Source organism: Streptomyces sp. NPDC087859 (assembly GCF_044742595.1).
Classification (GTDB): Bacteria; Actinomycetota; Actinomycetes; order Streptomycetales; family Streptomycetaceae; genus Streptomyces; species Streptomyces canus_F.
The window spans coordinates 145229-162335 of record NZ_JBIUUU010000024.1; the positions used below are offsets into that span (position 1 = coordinate 145229).

The following is a 17107-nucleotide window of genomic DNA, read 5'->3' on the forward strand; positions in this document are numbered from 1 at the left end:
GTCCCAAACTCTTGCTGGCGCACGTTCCATCCTGTAGACAATATTTCGTCGACAGATTTCGACAGTTCCGCGGTACACCCTCGACCGAACGGAGCGCCACCCAGTGAAAGTCGCAGTCCTCGGCGCCGGAGCCATCGGCGCCTACGTCGGCGCCGCCCTGCACCGCGCGGGCGCCGACGTCCACCTCATCGCCCGTGGACCGCACCTCGCGGCCATGAGGCGCAACGGCGTACAGGTCCTCAGCCCCCGCGGGGACTTCACCGCCCACGCCCACGCCACCGACAACCCACAGGAGATCGGGCCCGTCGACTACGTCTTCCTCGGGCTCAAGGCCAACTCGTACGCGGCGTGCGGGCCGCTCATCGAGCCACTCCTGAACGACACCACGGCCGTGATCGCGGCCCAGAACGGCATCCCCTGGTGGTACTTCCACCACCACGGCGGACCCCACGACGGACAGCGCATCGAGAGCGTCGATCCGGGCGGGGCGGTCAGTGCGGTGCTCGCCCCCGAACGCGCCATCGGCTGCGTCGTCTACGCCGCCACCGAACTCGAGGGTCCCGGCGTCGTCCGCCACCTGGAAGGCACCCGCTTCTCCATCGGCGAACCCGACCGGTCGGCCTCCGAGCGCTGTCAGGCCTTCAGCGAGGCCATGCAGGCCGGCGGACTCAAGTGCCCCGTCGAGAAGGACCTGCGCAACGACATCTGGCTCAAGCTGCTCGGCAACATCAGTTTCAACCCGATCAGCGCCCTGGCCCGCGCCACCATGCGCCAGATGTGCCACCACGGCGGCACCCGCCAAGTCATCGAGACGATGATGCGGGAGACCCTGGCCGTCGCCGAAGCACTCGGCTGCGACATCGGGATCTCCATCGAGCGACGGCTGGCCGGCGCCGAACGCGTCGGCGACCACCGCACCTCCACCCTCCAGGACCTGGAGGCGGGCAAGCCTCTCGAACTCGACGTCCTCCTCGCCGCGGTCGCGGAGCTGGCCGACATCACGGGCGTCGACGTGCCCACGCTGAGAACCGTCCACGCCATCAGTGACCTCCTCGCCCACCGGACCGCCGCATGAGACGGCCCGACTCGCCGCCACGGGACGGCACTTCCATGAACGTGCACGCGGAAGCGGACCGCATCACCCTGCGGGGCGCGGCCACCCAGGGCTGACCGGCCCTCCGCTGCACGACGGCGGGGCCTCTACCGGCGGGGAGCGCCCCCTGCGCCGGAGGGGTCCCGCCTCAGTCGTTTGAGGCCTGGATCCTGTATACGATCCTCTGTATACTGCCGACTTGTATTCGTTCAGCATCCAACGGCCCCGGCTCGGAGGCGACATGGAAGACCTGAATCCCGATGTGGTGCTGGGAATGGCCGCCCAGGCGCCCGACGGCATCGTGATCGTCGACGGCGAAGGACTGATCCGCTACTGGAACCGGGGTGCGGAGCGCATCTTCGGGTTCCCGGCGGCCGACGTGGACGGTCGCAGCCTGGACGTCATCATTCCCGAGCGACACCGGAAGCGGCACCAGGAGGGCTTCGAGGAGGCCATGGAGCGGGGGTACAGCAAGTACGGGGACGCGGATGTGCTGAACGTGCCCGCACTGGCGGCGGACGGCCGCAAGCTGTCCATCGAGTTCAGCGTGGTGCTGCTGCCGGGACCCGACGGCAGCACGTACGTCGGTGCGGTCATCCGGGACGTGACCGCTCGCCGTGAGCGGGAGCGGGAGTTGATGCGGCGACGGGCCGAGGCCTCGGTCTGAGCCCCGGCGGACCGCATACGGAAGCGGCCGTGGCCTTCGGGCCACGGCCGCTTCCGCGTCGTCGGACTCAGGTCAGACGATGACGCCGCTCTCCTTCAGCCGGCCGATGGTCTCCTCGTCGTAGCCGAGCTCGACCAGGACCTCGGAGCTGTGCTCGCCGAGCAGCGGGGCGCCGGTGACGTCCGGCTTGAAGGAGGAGAACTTCACCGGGCTGCCGACCGTCAGATAGGTGCCGCGCTCCTTCTGCTCGACCTCCACGACGGTGCCGCTGCGGCGCAGGTCCTCGTCGTAGGCGATCTCCTTCATGCTCATCACGGGGGCGCAGGGCACCTCCCACTCCCGCAGGATGTTGACGGCCTCGTACTTGGTCTTGTCCGCGAGCCACTTCTCGATCTCCTCGAAGATCTCGAAGATGTGCGACTGGCGAGCCCGCGCGGTGGCGTACTCCGGGTCCTCGGCCCACTCGGGGCGGCCGATCACCTCGGCGGTGCGCTTCCAGTTCTGCTCCTGGACCGTGAAGTAGATGTACGCGTTCGGGTCGGTCTCCCAGCCCTTGCACTTGAGCACCCAGCCGGGCTGGCCGCCGCCGCCCGCGTTGCCGCCGCGCGGCACCACGTCGGTGAACTCGCCGTTCGGGTACTGCGGGTACTCCTCCAGGTAGCCGACCCGCTCCAGCCGCTGCTGGTCGCGCAGCTTGACCCGGCAGAGGTTGAGGACGGCGTCCTGCATGGAGACGGACACCTTCTGGCCCTTGCCGGTCCTGCCCCGGTCAATGATCGCGGTGAGGATGCCGATCGCCAGGTGCATCCCGGTGTTGGTGTCGCCGAGGGCGGCGCCGGAGATGGTCGGCGGGCCGTCCCAGAAGCCGGTGGTGGAGGCGGCGCCGCCCGCGCACTGGGCGACGTTCTCGTAGACCTTGAGGTCGTTCCAGGACGACTGGTCGTTGAAGCCCTTGACCGAGCCGAAGATCAGGCGCGGGTTGAGCTCCTGGATGCGCTCCCAGGTGAAGCCCATCCGGTCCAGGGCGCCCGGGGCGAAGTTCTCCACCAGGACGTCGGCGCCCTCGATGAGCTTCTCCAGGACCTCCTTGCCCTCGGCGGTCTTGGTGTTGATGGCGAGGGAGCGCTTGTTGCTGTTGAGCATCGTGAAGTAGAGCGCGTCGAGGTCCTCGATGTCCCGGAGCTGGCGGCGTGTCACATCGCCGCCGTTGGGACGCTCCACCTTCAGGACGTCGGCGCCGAACCAGGCGAGCATCTGGGTGCAGGCGGGGCCGGCCTGGACCCCGGTGAAGTCGATCACCTTGATTCCGGCGAGCGGCTTTTCACTCATGTGTGCTTCCTTTTCGTGAAGTTGCGTGGTCACTTCTTGGCCGGCGTGATGTTGCCGACGGTGATGCCCTTGGGGTTGAGGTGGGAGATGTGGCCGCTCTCGGTGCCGGCCGACGGGTCGATCACGCAATCGATGAGCGCCGGGCCGCCTGAGGCGAGGGCCTCGGTCAGAGCGGCGGTGACCTCGGCGGGGGTGGTGGCGCGGTAGCCCTTGCCGCCGAACGACTCGATGAGCAGGTCGTGGCGGGCCGCCGACATCAGGGTGGTGGGCGAGGGCGCGTCGTCGTACGGGTTGACGTCGTCGCCGCGGTAGACACCGCCGTTGTTCATGATCACGGTGACGACGGGCAGCCGGTAGCGGCAGATCGTCTCGATCTCGATGCCGCTGAACCCGAAGGCGCTGTCGCCCTCGATGGCGACGACCGGTGCGCCGCTCTCGACGGCGGCGGCGATGGCGTACCCCATGCCGATGCCCATGACGCCCCAGGTGCCGCTGTCCAGGCGGTGGCGCGGCACGTGCATGTCGATGACGTTGCGCGCGATGTCCAGGGCGTTGGCGCCCTCGTTGACGATGTACGTCTCCGGGTGCCGGCGCACGACGTCGCGTACGGCCTTGAGGGCGCCCATGAACTGCATGGGGTGCGGGTCGGCCTCCAGGCGCTCGGCCATCTTGGCGACGTTCTGCGCCGAGCGCTCACCCAGTTCGTCGCGCCAGGCCGAAGGGGCCTGGATCTGGCCGGGCTTGGTCCGTTCGGCGAGCACGTCGAGCACCGACTCGATGTCTCCGACGAGGGGGGCGGAGATGGGCTGGTTGCTGTCCATCTCCTTGGGGTCGATGTCGATCTGGATGAACTTGGCGTCGGGGTTCCACCCCGTCTGCCCGTGGCCCAGCAGCCAGTTGAGGCGGGCGCCGATCAGCATCACGACGTCGGCCTTCTTCAGCGCCAGGGAACGGGCGGTGGCGGCCGACTGCGGGTGGTCGTCGGGCAGCAGGCCCTTCGCCATCGACATCGGTACGTAGGGGATGCCGGTCGACTCGACGAACTCCCGTACCTTGGCGTCCGCCTGGGCGTACGCCGCGCCCTTGCCGAGCACCACCAGCGGGCGTTCGGCGGCGGCCAGCAGCTCGATCGCGCGGTCCACGGCCTCCGGCGCGGGCAGTTGGCGCGGCGCGGGGTCGACGAGACGGCTCAGGGTGCGGTCGCCCTCGGCCTTGGGCATGATGGCGCCGAGCACCGCGGCGGGGATGTCGAGGTAGACACCGCCGGGGCGCCCGGAGATCGCGGTGCGCAGGGCGCGGGCGATACCGCGGCCGATGTCCTCCACACGGCTGACCCGGTAGGCGGCCTTCACGAAGGGCTGGGCGGCGGAGAGTTGGTCCATCTCCTCGTAGTCGCCCTGCTTGAGGTCGACGAGATGGCGCTCGCTGGAGCCGGAGATCTGGACCATGGGGAAGCAGTTGGTGGTCGCGTTCGCCAGCGCGACCAGGCCGTTGAGGAAGCCGGGGGCGGACACCGTCAGGGCGACGCCGGGCTTCTTGTTGAGGTAGCCGGCGATGGCCGCCGCGTGTCCGGCGTTGCTCTCGTGACGGAACCCGATGTAACGGATTCCCTGGGCCTGGGCGAGGCGGGCCAGGTCGGTGATCGGGATGCCGACCACGCCGTAGATGGTGTCGACGTCGTTCATCTTGAGCGCGTCGACGACCAGGTGATACCCGTCGGTGAGCTCGGTCGCAACGTCGGCTGCTGCCGCGGTCTCCAGTGGCGAGGGGGCGGTCATGGTCCGAGGTCCTCCTTGGGCAGGTCCTGCCGGAGCGGCTACTGCTCTCACCATCCGCAGCGCGTCCGCCGGCGTCCAAGACCCATCGGCGACCAGCCGATAAGCAACTTCTATCGACGGCCGCTCAGGGCCCTCGCAACTGCCTTGATAGACGCCTGCTATCGGCCGTTCGCCAGTGGGTATTGGACGTGCGTCGCAGGTCACCGCAGGCTCGCAGAGGACCGAAGCAACGGACCTGGGCGCGAGGGGGTGGGGTCATGGCCGTTCCGGCCGCGGCATCCGTGCGCGACGCGAACCGGTACCGGCCTGTGACGGTCACGGGCCTCGTCGATCTTCTCGACGCGCAGGTGCGTGACCGCCCTTACGCCCGGGCCCTGGTGGTCACCGGGGAGCGGGTGCATCTGTCCTACCGGGGTCTCGCGGCCCTGGCGGACGGCGTGGCGGCACGGCTCGGCGGTACGGGGTTGCGCCGCGGTGACGCGGTCGGCCTGATCTGCGCCAACTCCGCGGAGTTCGTCGTCGCGCTGCTGGGAGCGGCGCGGGCCGGACTGGTGGTCGCTCCCCTGGACCCGGCGCTGCCCGCGACCCAACTCTCGTCACGCGTCCACGCGTTGGGGGCCCGGGCGGTCCTGCTGGGCCCGGCCGCGACGGGTGCCCCGCTGCCGGTTCCGGCCTGGCCGCTGCGTGTGGACGTCTCCCGTGCGGGGACGGCGGCCGTCACGTTCGAACCCGGCGCGTGTGCCGCGTCCCAAGTCGGCGGTGCGGCGGGCGAGTTGTCGGTCCAGGACGCGCTCGTTCTTTTCACCGCCGGTACCACCGAGCGAGCGAGGATGGTCCCGCTCACCCACGCCAACGTGGCCGCGTCCGTCCACTGCCTCTGCGCCACCTACGAGTTGGGGCCCGGCGACGCCACGGTCGCGGTGATGCCGTTCTTCCACGGTCACGGGCTGTTCGCGGCACTGCTGGCCTCCCTCGCCAGCGGCGGCTGTGTGCTGCTGCCCGAGCGGGGCCGGTTCACGGCAGGCACGTTCTGGGACGACATGCGCGCCGTGGGCGCCACCTGGTTCACCGCGGCCCCGGCCATCCACGAGATCCTGCTGGAGCGGTCGGAACGGGAGTACCCGGGCCCGCACGTGCCGGCTTTGAAGTTCGTGCGCAGTGGCAGCGCTCCTCTCAACCCGGCGACACAGCGGGCGCTGGAGCGCACGTTCGGGGCGCCGCTGCTGTCCGCGTACGGGATGACGGAGTCCTCGCACCAGGCGGCCAGCGAGCCGCTGCCGGGGCGGGGTGCGCTGAAGCACGGTTCGGTCGGGCGGCCGACCGGTGTCGAGATCCGGGTGCTCGACCGCGGCGGGCGGGCCTGTCCGGTGGGTGTCGAGGGCGAGTTGTGGGTGCACGGTCCCACCGTCGCGCGCGGCTATCTCGGCGACCGGGAGGAGACGGCGTACACCTTCGTCGGCGGCTGGCTGCGCACCGGCGATCTGGGCACTCTGGACGCGGACGGGTACCTGTCCCTGACCGGGCGTATCAAGAACCTCATCAACCGCGGCGGCGAGAAGATCTCGCCCGAGCATGTCGAGGACATCCTCACCGGGTGCCCGGGGGTCGCCGACGCGGCCGTGTTCGCCGTGCCCGACACGGTGTACGGGCAGCGGGTGGGCGCCGCCGTGGTGGTGCGGGAGGGCGAGGGCGTGGGGCCCGGGGAGATCCTGCGGTACTGCCGTGACCGGCTGGCCGCGTTCGAGGTGCCGGACCGGCTCGAGCTGGTCACCGCGCTGCCGTACACCGCGAAGGGCGGACTGGACCGGAAGGCGGTGCAGGCGCGCTACGCACCCTGACACCGGCTCCGGACGGCGGGCTCAGCGCACGCGGTGCTCGCTGGGCAGCGGGCGGGCGAAGAAGTCGTCCAGGGACAGGCCGGTCGCCGCGTTGACGAAGGCGCGGGCGGCCACCGAGCCGGGGGTCGCGGCGTGGATCGCCACGGACACCTGTGCGCCGGCCTCCGGGTCGACCAGGGGCAGCGCTCTGGTGCGGCCGATGACGGGCATCGCCCGCAGCCAGGTGTGCGGCACGATGCTGGCCCACTCGCCGCCGCCGACGTGCGCGTAGAGGGAGGCGATGGAGTCCGTCTCGACCTGCGGGGTGACCACGAACCCCTTCTCCGCGAACACGGTGTCCACGATCTGCCGGATCCGCATGTCGGGCGTCAGCAGCGCGAGCGGCAACTGGGCGGCGTCCGCCCAGGTCACGGTCGAGGACTGCGCCGCCAGATGGTCGTCCGACACCAGCAGCATGTAGCGCTCCTGGTAGAGGGGTACGACCTGGAGGCCCTCCTGGTCGCCGGGGTCGAAGTGGGCGATCGCCACGTCGAGTTCGTAGTCGCGCAGCTGACGGTGGAGCTCCTTCGTCGACAGCCGGGAGCGCACCTGCACCTTGGCGAGGGGATGGGCGGCGCAGAACGCGGCCACGGGGAGCGCCAGGGTCGTGGACGCCGTGGGGTCCGTGCCGAGCCGCAGCGTGCCCGTGATGCCGGACTGCACGGCGGCCACCTCCGCCTTGAACGCGTCCTGCTCGGCGAGGATCCGTTTGGCCCAGACGACGAGCCGCTCGCCCTCGGGGGTGAGGCCCTGGTAGTTGTGCCCGCGATTGATGAGCGTGACGTTCAGCTCCCGCTCCAGCTTGGCTATCGCCGCCGAGAGCGCGGGCTGGGAGACGTAGCAGGCTTCCGCCGCCCGGGCGAAGTGGCGTTCCCGCGCCACCGCCACGAAGTACTCGAGCTGCCGGAACAGCATGAACGACTCCTCTCTGCCCGAGGCCGCCCCACTAGCTCCATACTGTATGCAGTATTTGGGATATGTACAGGGGAGGGAGTCGTGCCCGGTGCACGAACTGTATGCCGTCCGGCATGAGAGCGCCTGCGCCCGCTGCACGTCCCCGCAGCGGGCGCAGGCGCGGTCTGTTCAGCGCAGGAGCTGCACCGCGGCCACCACCAGGGGATCGAGGCCCTCCGCGCCGGCGTCCACGTACTCGTACAGTCTGGTGCGCATCCGCGGGTCCCAGAACCTGCCGATGTGGCCAGCGATCTCCTCGGCGGCCCGCTCCCCCGGCAGATGGCCGAGGTTGCGGGCGATGTCGTTCGCCATCCGGAGCTCGGACGGCACGGTCGCTGTCATCTCAGTCCACCACCGTCACGAGATCGTTCTCGGCGCCTTCACCCTCGTCGGCCCGGTCCGGGCGGGCCAGTCCCACCTGGACGGCGGTCACCTTGTACTCGGGGCAGTTGGTGGCCCAGTCGGAGTTCTCCGTGGTCACCACGTTGGCCCCGGTCACCGGGTGGTGGAAGGTGGTGTAGACGACGCCGGTCGGCATCCGGTCGGAGATCTCCGCGCGCAGGGTCGTCTGCCCGACGCGGCTGGCCAGGGTGACCATGTCACCGTCCTTGATCCCGCGGTCCTCGGCGTCGTGGGGGTGCAGTTCCAGGATGTCCTCGGGGTGCCAGGCGACATTGCCGGTGCGCCGGGTCTGCGCGCCGACGTTGTACTGGCTGAGGATCCGTCCGGTGGTGAGGACCAGCGGGAAGCGTCGGGTGCTGCGCTCGTTGGTCGGCACATAGGAAGTGACCACGAACTTGCCCTTGCCGCGCACGAACTCGTCCACGTGCATGATGGGCGTTCCCTCCGGAGCCTCCTCGTTGCACGGCCACTGGACACTGCCGAGCTTGTCGAGGAGGTCGAAGGAGACACCGGTGAACGTCGGTGTGACCGAGGCGATCTCGTCCATGATCCGGCTCGGATGGTCGTAGGCCATCGGATACCCCATGGCGGTGGCGATCTCACTGACGATCTGCCACTCGTGCTTGCCCGTCCTGGGCTTCATGACCGCACGGACGCGGTTGATACGGCGTTCGGCGTTGGTGAAGGTGCCGTCCTTCTCCAGGAAGGAGGCGCCAGGCAGGAAGACATGGGCGAACTTGGCCGTCTCGTTGAGGAACAGGTCCTGTACGACGACGAGTTCCATGGCCTTCAGCGCGGCGGTGACGTGCTGGAGGTTGGGGTCGGACTGGGCGATGTCCTCGCCGTGGACGAAGAGTCCGCGGAAGGTTCCGTCGATGGCCGCGTCGAACATGTTGGGGATACGAAGTCCCGGCTCCGCGAGGAGGGTTCCGCCCCAGAGGTTCTCGAAGACGGTGCGTACCGCGTCGTCGGAGACATGCCGGTAGCCGGGCAGCTCGTGCGGGAAGGAGCCCATGTCGCAGGACCCTTGGACGTTGTTCTGTCCGCGCAGCGGGTTCACGCCGACGCCGTCGCGGCCGATGTTGCCGCACGCCATCGCCAGGTTCGCCATTCCCATGACCATGGTGGAGCCCTGGCTGTGCTCGGTGACGCCGAGTCCGTAGTAGATGGCGCCGTTGGGGGCCTCGGCGTACAGCCTTGCTGCGGCGCGCAGTTCGCCGGCCGGGACGCCGGTGACGGGTTCCACCGCTTCCGGGCTGTTCTCCGGCCGGGCGATGAACTCCGCCCAGTCGTCGAAGCCTTCGCACCTGGCGTCCACGAAGGAGCGGTCGACCAGGCCTTCGGTGACGACCACGTGGGCCATCGCGTTGACCACGGCGACGTTGGTGCTGGGCCTGAGCTGAAGGTGGTGCCGGGCCTCGACGTGCGGCGAGCGCACGAGGTCGATGCGGCGCGGGTCGACGACGATCAGCTTGGCGCCCTCGCGCAGCCGGCGCTTCATCCGGGAGGCGAACACCGGGTGCCCGTCGGTGGGGTTGGCGCCGATCACCATGATGACATCGGCCTCGGCGACCGAACGGAAGTCCTGGGTGCCCGCCGACTCACCGAAGGTCTGCTTGAGGCCGTACCCCGTCGGGGAGTGGCAGACGCGGGCGCAGGTGTCGACGTTGTTGTTGCCGAAGGCAGCGCGGACCATCTTCTGGACGACGTAGACCTCTTCGTTGGTGCAGCGCGAGGAGGTGATGGCGCCGACGGAGCTCGTGCCGTACCGGTCCTGGAGCTCACGCATCCGCCGGGCGACGGTGCCGATCGCCTCGTCCCACTCGACCTCGCGCCAGGGGTCGGTGATCCTTTCGCGGACCATGGGCTTGAGTTGGCGGTCGGGGTGGGTGGCGTAGCCGAAGGCGAAGCGGCCCTTCACACAGGAGTGCCCCTCGTTGGCACCGCCGTCCTTGTACGGCACCATGCGCACGAGTTCGTCGCCGCGCAGCTCGGCCTTGAAGGAGCAGCCGACTCCGCAGTACGCGCACGTGGTCACGACCGACCTCGTCGGCATGCCGAGTTCGACGACCGAGCGCTCCTGGAGCGTGGACGTCGGGCATGCCTGGACACAGGCGCCGCAGGAGACGCACTCGGAGTCCATGAAGGACTCACCGGCGCCGGCCGAGACCTTGGAGTCGAAGCCGCGGCCCTCGATGGTGAGGGCGAAGGTGCCCTGGACCTCGCCGCAGGCGCGGACGCAGCGGGAGCAGGCGATGCACTTGGCGGGGTCGAAGTCGAAGTAGGGGTTGGAGGTGTCCTTCTCGGCGTCGAGGTGGTTCTCGCCCTCGTAGCCGTAGCGGACCTGCCGCAGGCCCACCACGCCCGCCATGTCCTGGAGTTCGCAGTCGCCGTTGGCGGGGCAGGTGAGGCAGTCCAGGGGGTGGTCGGAGATGTAGAGCTCCATGACGCCCTGGCGGAGCTTCTCCACCTTCGGTGTCTGGGTGCTCACCTTCATCCCGTCGGAGCACGGGGTGGTGCACGACGCCGGAGTACCGCGCCGCCCGTCGATCTCCACCACGCACAGGCGGCAGGAGCCGAACGCCTCCAGGCTGTCGGTGGCACACAACTTGGGTATCTCGACGCCGGCCTGTGCCGCCGCGCGCATCACCGAGGTGCCCGCGGGGACGTTCACCGGCAGGCCGTCGATCTCCACCGACACCGTTGCCGGGCCGGGCCGTTCCGGGGTTCCGTAGTCGGGTTCCTTGAGAAGGCTCATGCCGTGCCCTCCGTCCTCATGCCAGTGGCGTTCACGGGTTGGATCTCCAGGAGCCGGCGGCCGCCGTGGAAGTCGTCGGGGAAGTGGGTGAGGGCGCTGCGCACGGGCATCGGAGTCAGTCCGCCCATCGCACACAGCGAGCCGTCGGTCATCAGGTCGCAGAGGTCTTCCAGCAGGGCCAGGTTCTCGTCCCGGTGCGTGCCCGCGACGATCTTGTCGATCACCTCGACACCGCGGACCGAACCGACCCTGCACGGAGTGCACTTGCCGCAGGACTCCTCGGCGCAGAACTCCATCGCGAAGCGGGCCTGGGCCGCCATGTCGACGGTGTCGTCGAAGACCACGATCCCGCCGTGCCCGAGCATCGCGCCGGCCTCGGCGAACGCCTCGTAGTCCATCGGCAGATCGAACAGCGAGTCGGGCAGATACGCCCCGAGCGGTCCGCCTACCTGCACGGTACGGACCGGTCGGCCCGTGTGGGTGCCGCCTCCGTACTCCTCGATCAGCTCGCGCAGGGTGATGCCGAAGGCCGTCTCCACGATGCCGCCGCGGGCGATGTTGCCGCCGAGCTGGAAGACCTGGGTGCCGCGGGAGCGGCCGATGCCGAGGTCCTGGTACGCCTTGGCGCCGTTCGCGAGGACCGTGGGGACGGTGGTGAGGGTCAGTACGTTGTTCACCACGGTCGGCTTGCCGAACAGGCCCTCGATCGCCGGGATCGGCGGCTTCGCGCGGACCATGCCGCGCTTGCCCTCCAGGCTCTCCAGCATGGAGGTCTCCTCGCCGCAGATGTACGCGCCCGCCCCGACGCGTACGTGCAGGTCGAAGTCGAGCGCGGAGCCGAGGACGCCCTTGCCCAACCAGCCTCGCCCACGGGCGAGTTCGATCGCCTCGCGCATCGTGGCGATCGCGTCCGGATACTCGGAGCGGATGTAGACGTACCCCTCGCTCGCGCCGACCGCGTGCGCGGCGATGGTCATGCCCTCGATGAGCAGGAACGGGTCGCCTTCCATGACCATGCGGTCGGCGAAGGTCCCGCTGTCGCCCTCGTCGGCGTTGCAGCAGACGAACTTCAGCTCGTCAGCGCAGTCCAGCACCGTCTTCCACTTGACACCGGCCGGGAATCCGGCGCCGCCGCGCCCGCGCAGTCCGGACTCGGTGACCTCGGCGACCACGTCCGCGGGGGCGAGTTCGAGGGCGGCGCGCAGTCCGGCGAGGCCGCCGTGCTCGACGTAGTCCTGGGGCGAGAGGGGGTCGGTGACGCCGACTCTGGCGAAGGTGACCCGGTTCTGGCGGGCCAGCCAGGGCAGTTCGTCCACGAGGCCGAGCCGCAGCGGGTGGTCCGCCCCGTCGAGCAGGCCGGCGGCCAGGAGGCCGTCGACGTCCTCGGGGGTCACCGGGCCGTAACCGACACGGCCCCGCGGCGTCACGGCCTCGACCATCGGCTCCAGCCAGAGCATGCCGCGCGATCCATTGCGTACGACGTCGATGGCGAAGTCTCCGCGGGTGGCGGCGCGTTGGAGGGCGGTGGCGACCTCGTCGGCGCCGACGGACCTGGCCGCCGAGTCGCGGGGGACGTAGACCGTCGTCGTGGAGTGCGAGGGGGCGCCGACCGGGATGTCCGCCGGGTCGCCGGTCGGAATGCCGGCCGAGGCGTCGGCCGGGGAGGAGTTGTTCATGATCAGACCGTCCCGTCGAGGATCGAGCCCAGTCGGGCCGGGCCCACTCGTCCGTACAGCCGCCCGTTCGCCTCCACCGACGGCCCCAGCGCGCAGTTGCCCAGGCAGAAGACCTGCTCGACGGTCACGGAACCGTCGGGTGCCGTCTCGCCCAGGGTGAGTCCGGCCTCGCGTGCGTAGCTCACCAGGCGGTCGGCGCCCAGCGCCTGGCAGGCTTCGGCGCGGCAGATGCGGACCGTGGTGCGGCCCGCGGGCTCACGGCGGAAGTCGTGGTAGAAGGTCACCACTCCATGGACGTCCGCCCTGGAGAGGTTGAGCTCGTCGGCGAGCACCGGGACCGCTTCCTGCGGCACATGGCCCAACTCGGCTTGTACGGCGTGCAGTACGGGCAGCAGCGCGCCGCGCTGACCCCGGTGATCGGCCACCACCCTCCGGACCACGCTCTCGACCGTCACATCGCTCCCGCTGGTCGTCATGATCGCTTCGCCTTCCGTCACACGGGTCCCCGGCGAGGGTTGCAGGAGACTGAGACAATACCCCATACAGGCTTCTGTATACAGACGACAGTCGTAAAGATGCCCGTGCCGGTTCCGCCCACGAGGCACACGAGGTACACGGATGAGACCCGGAGCCTCGGTCGAGCCCGACCTCACAGTCAACAGCCGACACCATGTTGCATACCAAAACCTGTATGCTGAAGCCGCCGTCGGCAACCCACTCGGCGGCCACCACTTGGCAAAGCCGTCGGCCCGGCGGCAGAACGGGACAACCATGCGCGAGGCACTCACGGCCGCAGCGTCCCGGCGCGTCGCCCGCCCGGCACCACTGCGCCAGGCCGTGTACGACGCCCTGACCGAGCTGATCATCAACGGCTCCCTCAAGCCCGGCCAGCACCTGGTCGAGGCCGAACTCGCCGAACACCTCGGCGTCAGCCGCCAGCCGGTCCGCGAGGCTTTGCAGCGACTGCAGACGGCCGGCTGGGTCGACCTGCGCCCCGCCCAGGGCGCCTTCGTGCACTCCCCCACCGAGGAGGAGGCCGCCCAACTCCTCGGCGTCCGCTCGGTACTGGAGACCTACTCGGCCCAGCTCGCCGCACAGAACGCCCGACCCGAGGACATCGAACGTCTCGGTGAGCTCCAGCAGGAAGGCGTCGACGCGCTCGCCGAGGGCGACGTCGAACGCCTCGTCGCGGCCAACACCGCCCTGCACGCCTTCGTCACCTCCATGGCCGCCAACGACGTCCTGGCCGAACTGCTCGCGCAGGTGGGCCAGAAGGTGCGCTGGTACTACACCCCCATCGCCAAGCCCCGCGGCAAGGAGGCCTGGAACGAGCACACCCAGCTCATCAAGGCCATCGCCAAGGGGGACGCGGACCGCGCGGGCGAGGTGATGCGCAAGCACACCGAGCGCACGAGCGACTTCTACCGCAAGCAGATCGCGTCCGGCTCGAGCCAGGCCTGACCGCACGGGCCACCGCTGAACAGGCCTTGCCCGGGCGGGAGTTCAGGACGGGGCGAGCGAGCCGGCGGGCCGGCGCACCACGTCGGCGGCCGCGAGGCGCAGCCCCTCCTCTCCGGCGGCGGCCCGCAGCTCCAGCAGCCAGGGCAGGACCGTGCGCAGCACGATGTCGAGCCCACCGCCGTCCTCGCCGAGCATCGCGTCGGCGGGCACCAGCACCGGATCGGCGAGCACGGTGGAGGTCGCGCTGCCGGACGGCCCCACGGCGTCCGGCCGGGCCGGGACGAACAGGTCCGGGGCGTGCGCCGGAACCCCCCAGAGACTGAGGCCGTCCCGCGCGCCGAGCGGGCGGGAGGACCAGAGGTAGCTGTCCGCCTCCCCCGCCGCGACCACCTGGCGTTTGCGCGCACGCAGCGCGACCACGCCACCGGAACGGACCGCGGTGCAGCGTGGCGTGAGGAGCTGGGCCTCCTCCCCGTACCCGCCCGTGTCATCCTCGGCGAGGGCGAGGCTGCCGAGGTGGCGTCCGGCGGCGATCTCTCCGCGCACCCAGGGGCTGCCGTACGCCTCGATGACGGCGACCGCCGTGTAGTGGGCCTGGAGCACGGTCGCCGTGGCGGGGCAGACGCACGCGGTCCGCGCCACCACCTCGGCGGCTTCCGGCAGCCCGAGACCGGCGCCGCCGAACTCGGTGGCGACGGTGAGTCCCAGCAGTCCGGTGGCCCCGAAGGCCGTTACGGCGCCACGGGGGAACCTGCCTTCCGCACCGGTCAGTTCGGCGCAGGGTGCGACGGCGCGGGCGAGGACTTCAGCGAGCGTGGTGCGGTACGACACGGAGTGACCCCCTCGGGAGCGGTGTCCGGTCCGCTGTCAGGCGGCGACGAAGATTGCATACAGTATTTTGCATCCCTCGACCGGTCGACGCCAGGGGTGGCGCCGAGGCAATTCCCGGGAGTCAGCGACGCAGGCGACACAGGAATGGCTATTGCATACTAAACTCAGTATCCCGTAGTCGATGCTTGCCGTCCGCAGTCGAACGAGGGAGAGGGTCCATGCCCGACACACCCACCGTGGCAGCCCGCGGCCCGATCACCCGGCCCGCCCCGCTGCGCCAGGCGGTCTACGACGCCCTGACCGAGCTGATCATCAACGGCTCCCTCAAGCCCGGCCAGCACCTCGTCGAGGCCGACCTCGCCGAGCACCTCGGCGTCAGCCGTCAGCCCATCCGCGAAGCTCTCCAACGGCTCCACACCGCCGGCTGGGTCGATCTGCGCCCCTCGCAGGGCGCCTTCGTCCACTGCCCCACCGCCGAGGAGTGCGCCCAACTCCTCAGCGTCCGGGCCGTCCTGGAGACCCACTCCGCGCGCGGGGCCGCCCAGCACGCCACTCCCGCCGACGTCGCCCGGCTGCGGGAACTGCAGCGGACCGGCCTCACCGCGCTCGCTGCCGGTGACGCCCGGGCCATCGTGGAGGCGAACGCCGCCCTCCACGCCCACATCACCCACCTCTCGCGCAACGCGGTCCTCGCCGAACTCATCCCCCAGGTGGACCGGCGTGTGCGCTGGTACTACATGCCCATCGCCAAGCCCCGCGGCACGGACGCCTGGAACGAGCACGCCCTGATCATCGAGGCCATCGCCGACGGCGACCCCGGCGACGCCGAGGAGCTCATGCGCCGGCACACCGCGAACACGACCGACTTCTACTGCGAGCAGATCGCCGCGATGGCCGGCCGGGGCGGGTGACGACCAGGCGAGGGTCAAGGCCGACCCGGCTTCGAGAGCAGGAGCGAGCCGGGAGGACCGGTGGGCGGACCGGGACGGGCCTCCCCCGAGCGCCTACTGGCGGACTCCGACGCCCGGTCCGCAACGAGTGGACCAGCTGCCCTCCGCCGTCAGCCGCGCTCCGCAGGACCGCACGACGACGAGGCCGTCGCCCTCGAACCCGATGCGGTCACCCGCGGTCAGGAAGAGCGGGCGCACAAGCTCGAAGGCATGGCCGTCGTCGGTCTCGAGATCCTCCGCCCATACCGACCGCGGGATCGGCGTGGCCCCGTCAGCTGTCAGGCGCATGCCGAGATACTCCCATGGCCCCTGAGCCGGATCAGGCCCCCGCTTCTATCTCCCGGAGCAGTCCCGACGTCACGTCGAAGACGAAACCGCGCACATCGTCGGTGCGGGGCAGGAACGGGGAGGTGCGCACGCGCCGTATGGACTGCCGTACGTCCTGGTCGACGTCCCGGAAGGCCTCCACCGCCCACGCCGGGCGCTGCCCCACCTCCATCTCCAGCTCGTGCCGGAACTCCTCGGTCAGCGTCTGCAGACCGCAGCCGGTGTGGTGGATGAGGACGACACTGCGGGTGCCCAGGGCCCGCTGACTGATCGTCAGGGAACGGATGGTGTCGTCCGTGACCACACCGCCGGCGTTGCGGACGGTGTGGCAGTCGCCGAGTCGCAGGCCGAGCGCGGCGTGCAGATCGATACGGGCGTCCATGCAGGCCACGACGGCCACGCGCAGGACCGGACGGGCTCCCATGCCCGGGTCCACGAACCCTGCGGCGTAGGCGCGGTTGGACTCCACGAGCCGGTCGATGACGGAGTCGCCGACGGGCGGGGCGATACGGGGTGCGTGTGTCGACATGCTGGGCTACCTCACTCCGGTTCGGGTACTCACGGAAACCGTCCCGGGGAGCGGTCGCGGCTCGCCCGGGACGGAGTGGAAGCGGCGTGGGCCGCCGTCGGTCAGATCACGCCCTGTGCCTTGAGCAGCGGCAACTCGGCTTCATCGATGCCGAGTTCGCCGATGAGGATTTCTTCGGTGTGTTGGCCCAGGAGGGGGGAGGGGGTGATGTGGGTGGGGGAGTCGGAGAGTTTGAGGGGGTTGCCGACGGTGGTGAAGGTGCCGCGTTGGGGGTGTTCGACCTCGACGACGATCTCGTTCGCGGACAGCGAGGGGTCCTCGATGATCTCCTTGGTGGACAGGATCGGCCCGCACGGAATGTCGTGGGCGTTCAGCTGGTGCAGGACCTGCCATTTGGGCTGGGTGGCGGTCCATTCCTCGATCAGCTGGAACATTTTGGCGAGTTTGGGAAGGCGGGCCTCGGGGGTGGCCCATT

16 protein-coding genes are annotated in these 17107 nt (G+C 70.1%); 5 read left to right on the forward strand and 11 right to left on the reverse strand.

All coding sequences use genetic code 11. The annotated features are described in order from the left end of the window. Positions 1-103: 103 nt before the first annotated feature. Entirely contained in the window at positions 104-1075 is a 972-nt protein-coding gene (locus ACIOHP_RS42930) for a 2-dehydropantoate 2-reductase (protein ID WP_401896100.1), read from the forward strand. A gap of 259 nt (positions 1076-1334) precedes the next feature. Further along, a complete protein-coding gene (locus ACIOHP_RS42935; RefSeq protein ID WP_401896102.1) occupies positions 1335-1760 on the forward strand; it encodes a PAS domain S-box protein in 426 nt (141 codons plus the stop codon). A 72-nt stretch (positions 1761-1832) separates the two neighbouring features. On the opposite strand, the gene frc is transcribed toward ACIOHP_RS42935, so the two are convergent. Next, positions 1833-3089, reverse strand: coding sequence for a formyl-CoA transferase (gene frc, locus ACIOHP_RS42940; RefSeq protein WP_401896104.1), 1257 nt, complete (start codon positions 3087-3089; stop codon positions 1833-1835). A gap of 29 nt (positions 3090-3118) precedes the next feature. Beyond that, entirely contained in the window at positions 3119-4867 is a 1749-nt protein-coding gene (oxc, locus tag ACIOHP_RS42945; RefSeq protein ID WP_401896106.1) for an oxalyl-CoA decarboxylase, read from the reverse strand. Between the two features lie 257 nt (positions 4868-5124). Between oxc and ACIOHP_RS42950 the strand changes: the two genes are divergently transcribed. Then, positions 5125-6705 carry a FadD7 family fatty acid--CoA ligase gene (locus ACIOHP_RS42950; protein ID WP_401896107.1) on the forward strand — a complete coding sequence of 527 codons (1581 nt, stop codon included), beginning with the start codon at positions 5125-5127 and terminating at the stop codon, positions 6703-6705. Positions 6706-6726: 21 nt separating this feature from the next. Here ACIOHP_RS42950 and ACIOHP_RS42955 read toward each other — a convergent pair whose 3' ends face one another. From ACIOHP_RS42955 to ACIOHP_RS42975, 5 genes are all read right to left on the reverse strand, one after another. Further along, the gene (locus tag ACIOHP_RS42955) at positions 6727-7659 is read right to left on the reverse strand and encodes a LysR family transcriptional regulator (RefSeq protein ID WP_361494170.1); all 933 of its coding nucleotides are present in this window, start codon (positions 7657-7659) and stop codon (positions 6727-6729) included. A 168-nt stretch (positions 7660-7827) separates the two neighbouring features. After that, the gene (locus ACIOHP_RS42960) at positions 7828-8040 is read right to left on the reverse strand and encodes a formate dehydrogenase subunit delta (protein WP_401896109.1); all 213 of its coding nucleotides are present in this window, start codon (positions 8038-8040) and stop codon (positions 7828-7830) included. Between the two features lies 1 nt (position 8041). Next, a complete protein-coding gene (gene fdhF, locus ACIOHP_RS42965; RefSeq protein WP_401896111.1) occupies positions 8042-10858 on the reverse strand; it encodes a formate dehydrogenase subunit alpha in 2817 nt (938 codons plus the stop codon). Then, positions 10855-12534 carry a formate dehydrogenase beta subunit gene (locus ACIOHP_RS42970; RefSeq protein ID WP_401896114.1) on the reverse strand — a complete coding sequence of 560 codons (1680 nt, stop codon included), beginning with the start codon at positions 12532-12534 and terminating at the stop codon, positions 10855-10857. The genes fdhF and ACIOHP_RS42970 overlap by 4 nt, the downstream gene beginning before the upstream one ends. A 2-nt stretch (positions 12535-12536) precedes the next feature. Beyond that, positions 12537-13010, reverse strand: coding sequence for an NAD(P)H-dependent oxidoreductase subunit E (locus tag ACIOHP_RS42975; protein ID WP_361543771.1), 474 nt, complete (start codon positions 13008-13010; stop codon positions 12537-12539). Positions 13011-13305: 295 nt separating this feature from the next. Here ACIOHP_RS42975 and ACIOHP_RS42980 point away from each other — a divergent pair, with 295 nt between their 5' ends. After that, positions 13306-13995: a GntR family transcriptional regulator gene (locus tag ACIOHP_RS42980; protein ID WP_401896116.1), complete on the forward strand. Its 690-nt coding sequence runs from the start codon at positions 13306-13308 to the stop codon at positions 13993-13995. A 42-nt stretch (positions 13996-14037) separates the two neighbouring features. On the opposite strand, the gene ACIOHP_RS42985 is transcribed toward ACIOHP_RS42980, so the two are convergent. Continuing rightward, on the reverse strand, positions 14038-14826 hold the full coding sequence (locus tag ACIOHP_RS42985) for an acyl-CoA dehydrogenase family protein (RefSeq protein WP_401896118.1): 789 nt from the start codon (positions 14824-14826) through the stop codon (positions 14038-14040). A gap of 218 nt (positions 14827-15044) precedes the next feature. Between ACIOHP_RS42985 and ACIOHP_RS42990 the strand changes: the two genes are divergently transcribed. Then, the gene (locus ACIOHP_RS42990; RefSeq protein ID WP_401896119.1) at positions 15045-15737 is read left to right on the forward strand and encodes a GntR family transcriptional regulator; all 693 of its coding nucleotides are present in this window, start codon (positions 15045-15047) and stop codon (positions 15735-15737) included. A gap of 93 nt (positions 15738-15830) precedes the next feature. Here ACIOHP_RS42990 and ACIOHP_RS42995 read toward each other — a convergent pair whose 3' ends face one another. From ACIOHP_RS42995 to ACIOHP_RS43005, 3 genes are all read right to left on the reverse strand, one after another. Then, positions 15831-16064 (reverse strand): hypothetical protein, encoded by a 234-nt coding sequence (locus ACIOHP_RS42995; RefSeq protein WP_401896122.1) that lies wholly within the window; start codon positions 16062-16064, stop codon positions 15831-15833. 31 nt (positions 16065-16095) lie between these two features. Then, positions 16096-16632, reverse strand: a complete 537-nt coding sequence (locus ACIOHP_RS43000) for a beta-class carbonic anhydrase (protein ID WP_401896123.1) — start codon at positions 16630-16632, stop codon at positions 16096-16098. Positions 16633-16733: 101 nt separating this feature from the next. Beyond that, the coding region (locus tag ACIOHP_RS43005; RefSeq protein ID WP_401896126.1) for a CoA transferase at positions 16734-17107 on the reverse strand (374 nt) is incomplete at its 5' end.

What these genes read in the sequence shown, in the direction of transcription:
- ACIOHP_RS42935 (WP_401896102.1), top strand. Translation starts at nt 1,335, where the DNA reads ATGGAAGACCTGAATCCCGATGTGGTGCTGGGAATGGCCGCCCAGGCG.
- frc (WP_401896104.1), bottom strand. Translation starts at nt 3,089, where the DNA reads ATGAGTGAAAAGCCGCTCGCCGGAATCAAGGTGATCGACTTCACCGGG.
- oxc (WP_401896106.1), bottom strand. Translation starts at nt 4,867, where the DNA reads ATGACCGCCCCCTCGCCACTGGAGACCGCGGCAGCAGCCGACGTTGCG.
- ACIOHP_RS42950 (WP_401896107.1), top strand. Translation starts at nt 5,125, where the DNA reads ATGGCCGTTCCGGCCGCGGCATCCGTGCGCGACGCGAACCGGTACCGG.
- ACIOHP_RS42955 (WP_361494170.1), bottom strand. Translation starts at nt 7,659, where the DNA reads ATGCTGTTCCGGCAGCTCGAGTACTTCGTGGCGGTGGCGCGGGAACGC.
- ACIOHP_RS42960 (WP_401896109.1), bottom strand. Translation starts at nt 8,040, where the DNA reads ATGACAGCGACCGTGCCGTCCGAGCTCCGGATGGCGAACGACATCGCC.
- fdhF (WP_401896111.1), bottom strand. Translation starts at nt 10,858, where the DNA reads ATGAGCCTTCTCAAGGAACCCGACTACGGAACCCCGGAACGGCCCGGC.
- ACIOHP_RS42970 (WP_401896114.1), bottom strand. Translation starts at nt 12,534, where the DNA reads ATGAACAACTCCTCCCCGGCCGACGCCTCGGCCGGCATTCCGACCGGC.
- ACIOHP_RS42975 (WP_361543771.1), bottom strand. Translation starts at nt 13,010, where the DNA reads ATGACGACCAGCGGGAGCGATGTGACGGTCGAGAGCGTGGTCCGGAGG.
- ACIOHP_RS42980 (WP_401896116.1), top strand. Translation starts at nt 13,306, where the DNA reads ATGCGCGAGGCACTCACGGCCGCAGCGTCCCGGCGCGTCGCCCGCCCG.
- ACIOHP_RS42990 (WP_401896119.1), top strand. Translation starts at nt 15,045, where the DNA reads ATGCCCGACACACCCACCGTGGCAGCCCGCGGCCCGATCACCCGGCCC.
- ACIOHP_RS42995 (WP_401896122.1), bottom strand. Translation starts at nt 16,064, where the DNA reads ATGCGCCTGACAGCTGACGGGGCCACGCCGATCCCGCGGTCGGTATGG.
- ACIOHP_RS43000 (WP_401896123.1), bottom strand. Translation starts at nt 16,632, where the DNA reads ATGTCGACACACGCACCCCGTATCGCCCCGCCCGTCGGCGACTCCGTC.